At 50.3% G+C, this 589-nt stretch carries 2 tRNA genes and 1 rRNA gene; all 3 read left to right on the forward strand.

Features of this window, described 5'->3' with window-relative positions:
- Positions 1-82, forward strand: a 16S ribosomal RNA gene (locus ACR6AS_RS20475); the annotation flags it as partial.
- Between the two features lie 73 nt (positions 83-155).
- Positions 156-232 (forward strand) — tRNA-Ile (locus ACR6AS_RS20480).
- Positions 233-378: 146 nt separating this feature from the next.
- A tRNA-Ala gene (locus ACR6AS_RS20485) sits at positions 379-454 on the forward strand.
- The last annotated feature ends 135 nt before the right edge of the window (positions 455-589 follow it).

The raw sequence follows: 589 nt of genomic DNA on the forward strand, positions 1-589 counted from the left end.
GCTTACCACTTTGTGATTCATGACTGGGGTGAAGTCGTAACAAGGTAACCGTAGGGGAACCTGCGGTTGGATCACCTCCTTACCTTAAGATACCTTCCGGCGCAGTGCTCACACAGATTGTCTGATAAAAAGTAACGAGCAGAAAAAACCTCTACAGGCTTGTAGCTCAGGTGGTTAGAGCGCACCCCTGATAAGGGTGAGGTCGGTGGTTCAAGTCCACTCAGGCCTACCAAATTTCTTCTCATGCTGCGTTATGCGCGCGGTCGTTTACCCCGGTAAACTTCCCTTCCGCATGCCTTGCCTGAAAAGAAATTGCATCCTTTTCAGGAAGGATGTAACTCGGTTGAGTGGTAGTAGTGGTCTCTGCAGTAACTGTATGGGGCTATAGCTCAGCTGGGAGAGCGCCTGCCTTGCACGCAGGAGGTCAGCGGTTCGATCCCGCTTAGCTCCACCATACCGTTTTAACTGTTTTTTCTGAATACCTCAGAGCGTACCGGCGACGGTGTGCTGTGAAGTATTATGCTCTTTAACAATCCGGAACAAGCTGAAAATTGAAACGACGTAGCGCGTCATCCCTCCGTAATAAGGG

It is taken from the genome of Pantoea phosphatilytica (assembly GCF_051025615.1).
Classification (GTDB): Bacteria; Pseudomonadota; Gammaproteobacteria; order Enterobacterales; family Enterobacteriaceae; genus Pantoea.